Origin of the sequence: Clostridium sp. MCC344, assembly GCF_018785365.1 — a bacterium.
Taxonomy (GTDB): domain Bacteria; phylum Bacillota; class Clostridia; order Lachnospirales; family Lachnospiraceae; genus Pilosibacter.
Map to the genome: position 1 here is coordinate 1 of NZ_WQPQ01000010.1, position 1,697 is coordinate 1,697.

At 43.4% G+C, this 1,697-nt stretch carries 1 protein-coding gene; it reads left to right on the forward strand.

The features are described 5' to 3' along the window. Positions 1-131: 131 nt before the first annotated feature. Positions 132-1,445, forward strand: a complete 1,314-nt coding sequence (locus GPK90_RS02145; protein WP_215702035.1) for an IS30 family transposase — start codon at positions 132-134, stop codon at positions 1,443-1,445. Positions 1,446-1,697 lie beyond the last annotated feature (252 nt).

Genomic DNA, 1,697 nt, shown 5'->3' on the forward strand with positions numbered 1-1,697 from the left:
CCTAAAATGAAAATTTAAATTCCACTTCTCCAAAGGGCGGTGGAGTTTACTCTTGCACAGTTGATATTTACTCATGCATACTGATATGATACTTTAATCGTCCTTCTGACAGCAGTAGAAGGAGTTTGACTATGAGTAAATATATCCCAGGCAACCAGAAGCATCTCACCATAGAGGATCGTATCTATATCCAGAATGAACTGGATAAGGGTACATCCTTTAAAGATATTGCCCGCTTTCTCTGTAAGGACCCTACTACGATTTCAAAAGAAGTGAAGGCCAGAAGAGCCTCCGATTGGTTTCACAAAGGGACTTTTCTTAATGCGAAGAACTTCTGTACCAAGCGTTTCCGTTGTAAGAAAACGAATGCCTGCAATAAGATCCTTCTTTGCGGCGTTAAATGTGCTTCCTGTCCCACCTGTAACCAGACCTGTCCGGATTTTCAAAAAGAACGCTGCAGCAAACTTGATCGGGCTCCCTACGTCTGCAATGGATGCAGTAAAAAGATCAATCATTGTACGATTGCCCACAAATATACCTACAATGCCAGGTTCGCTGATCGGAAATACCGGGAGTGTCTCAAGGATTCCAGGTCTGGAATCGCTATGACCAGACAGGAACTCCACAAAAAGGATAAGATCATCACTCCTCTGATCGATCAGGGCCAGTCTCCTTACCAGATCGTTGCAAACCATCCGGAATTGAATCTTTCCGTCCGCAGCGTTTACAACTACCTTGATATGGGACTTCTGACTGCCAGAAACGTTGATCTGAAACGTAAAGTGAAGTTTAAACCCAGAAAAGTCCATAAATCACAGATATCTGACCGCCGTGTCTTTAATGGCAGAACTTACGCTGATTTTCAACAGTTGCACCTGGAATCTTTTGTAGAGATGGACACCGTCCACTCCGCTGTTGGTTCCTCTAAAACACTGCTTACCTTCTTTTTTACAAGGGAAAAGCTGTTTCTTGCGTTCCTCATGAACCGGAATACGGAAGGATCTGTACGACTCGTTTTGGACCGTTTAGAAAAGCGTTTTGGTACCTTCGATTTCCTGACTCTGTTTGAATATATCCTCACCGACAGAGGCGCTGAATTCGGTGATCCTGATTCTCTCGAAACCGGTGTTACCGGTATCCAGAGAACCAACATTTATTACTGTGATCCCATGAGAAGCGGACAGAAAGGCGGCATTGAACAGGCACACACCATGCTCCGCATGATACTGCCGAAACGAACTACCTTTGAATTCCTGACTCAATGGGATGTGAATCTAATCACCAGCCACATCAACTCAACACCGCGGGAGAGTTTGAATGGGCGTACACCGTATGATGTCGCCCTGGAGGCTTTTGGGAAAGACGCCTTAAAAGCATTTCAGCTTAGGCGTATTGACCCTGACAAAGTCATCTTAACACCTAAGCTGATCCGCTATAACCACTAACCCATGAAGAAATCTGCTGTCAGACTGGAAGTAAACTTTTCACATTTTTCAAATGTGGCTGGTGGAATTTAGTCGTGCACACCGACCTCCAGCAGCTTGTTTGCCATACAGAAAAACAGAAAATTTCGCCATAGATTACTTGTATTATAGCATAGATTCCGCTTTTCTTCTTAAAAATCACTAGATTATAAGCAACTTTTAAAAGAGCGGTGGAATTTACTTTTTCACTGGAATTTACTTTTTCAAGTCAGC

Bases quoted from the DNA above. Each gene is read 5' to 3' on its own strand.
- GPK90_RS02145 (WP_215702035.1), top strand. From the start codon at position 132: ATGAGTAAATATATCCCAGGCAACCAGAAGCATCTCACCATAGAGGAT.